This is a genomic window from Aestuariivivens sp. NBU2969 (assembly GCF_019931125.1).
GTDB classification, from domain to species: domain Bacteria; phylum Bacteroidota; class Bacteroidia; order Flavobacteriales; family Flavobacteriaceae; genus Aestuariivivens; species Aestuariivivens marinum.
In genome coordinates this window covers 1-1,582 of sequence record NZ_JAIOUU010000052.1, presented here as the reverse complement: position 1 = coordinate 1,582, position 1,582 = coordinate 1, and the positions used below count along the sequence as shown (strand labels likewise).

Here is a 1,582-nt window from a genome sequence, read left to right as displayed (position 1 = left end):
TGAATTAAGCCTCTGGAACCAGGAAATGAAAAAACTTGTGGAACCAGGTGAATTTGACGTGCTTGTAGGAAGCTCATCGGAAGATATCAGGTTGAAAGATACTTTTAATGTTTCAAAACAATAAGCGATTATTTAAAACTATAAATCAAATAAAAATGAACCAATTAAAACACATTATTAATGTATTTCTTGCATGTTTTTTAGTAATAAGCATGTTCTCTTGTATCAACCAAAAATCAAAAAAAGAAATGGTTAAAGCGCCAAAGGCCTTTTTGCCCATTCCTAACAAAGCACAGTTAAACTGGCATAAGGCAGAGTACATCATGTTTGTGCATTTTGGCATGAAAACGTTTTACCCCAGTGATGATCATATGGGATATGGCAAGGAGGATCCTGAGAAATTTAACCCAGTTAACTTCGATGCCAAACAATGGGTTGAAGCTGCAAAAATGGCTGGTTTTAAAGGTATTGTTCTTACAACCAAGCACCACGATGGTTTTTGCAACTGGCAAACGAAAACAACCGACCATTGTGTAAAATCATCGCCCTGGAAAAACGGAAAAGGCGATGTTGTAAAAGAACTTATAGAAGCATGTCGCGAGGCAGGAGTTTATTTTGGTGTTTATGTGTCTATCATAGATAAGCATTTTGAAAATTTTGGATCAGAAGACTATAAGGAGTATGGCGAATATTACCTGGCACAACTTAAAGAGCTGAGTACCCAGTATGGGCCAATAGATGAATACTGGTTCGATGGTTATCAGGCCGATGATTTGAAGATGGACTATGGTAAAATAGCCGATATGCTAAACGAGACCCAGCCTGATGCGGTTATTTACGACTCGGGAACTTTGGTGAAGTACATGCCAAACCGTTGTATTGCCTGGCCGGGTGCACATGGTGGGATTTCCCCCGACCAGAACTACAGGGTAGAAATAGATGGGACAATGCGCTGGTATCCAGCAGAACCGTCTATCATCTTGCAGGGAAACTGGTTTCATAATAATACGCCTGTTGTTAGTCTCGAAAAGATACAGGATTACTACCTGACTTCAGTTGGATATGCTGTTACCCCGTTAATGAATATCTCTCCCAATACCGATGGGCTAATTGATGACGGTACAATTACCAGACTAGCAGAATTTAAAGCTTGGGTTGACCAATTGCACCAAAGTGATTTGGCCAAATCGGAAAACGTAAAAATCAGTGCTGATAGTTTTCGGGGCAATTCCGACCAATATTCTGCCCAAAACATAAACGATGGCGATTACGAAACATACTATGCCACCGATGACAGTGTAACAATTGCTGTAATTGAAGTTGATCTTGGGACAGTCCGTGATATTAATGGGTTTATTATCCAGGAATATATTCCCCTTGGGCAACGTATCGATGGTTATTCAATTGAATGCCTTGTTGATGGCAATTGGGAAGAGGTTTTTTCAGGTAAGAAGATTGGTTATAAGCGCATCATTCTCGAAGGCAGGGCATCGGCAACCGATATTGAATTTCCTGCAACAGATAAGGTGCGTTTAAAAATCGAAAATGCCTTGGCATGCCCTTTAATAAGTACTTTTAGTGT

The 1,582-nt window shown here is 39.9% G+C and carries 1 protein-coding gene; it reads left to right on the top strand.

Annotation, left to right across the window (positions count from 1 at the left end; translation table 11 throughout):
* Positions 1-155: 155 nt before the first annotated feature.
* Positions 156-1,582, top strand: a 1,427-nt coding sequence (locus K7G79_RS14645) for an alpha-L-fucosidase (RefSeq protein WP_223552342.1), incomplete at its 3' end; no start/stop codon positions are given.